Below are 226 nucleotides of genomic sequence, written 5' to 3'. Positions count from 1 at the left end.
GGATGTAAGCGGCGGTGTAGAAGAGTCGAAAGGACTTAAAAGTAATAATAAAATAAGCGCATTCATGCGAGAGGTGGCAAATGCCTGATATACAGATTGATGACTATTTTAAAAACTACCCGGATGAATTAGGTCATTTTGGACCTTATGGTGGACGCTTTGTTGGCGAAACCTTGATGGGTGCTATTTATGAGCTGGAAGAGGCCTATAAACAGTATAAAAATGA

1 pseudogene is annotated in these 226 nt (G+C 39.8%); it reads left to right on the top strand.

Annotated features, from left to right (window positions below):
• Positions 1-80 precede the first annotated feature (80 nt).
• Positions 81-226: pseudogene (locus B3182_RS16375) on the top strand (tryptophan synthase subunit beta); the annotation flags it as partial.

This window comes from Methylophaga sp. UBA4204 (genome assembly GCF_002379485.1).
Lineage (GTDB): Bacteria > Pseudomonadota > Gammaproteobacteria > Nitrosococcales > Methylophagaceae > Methylophaga.
This window is presented reverse-complemented; position numbering and strand designations above follow the sequence as displayed.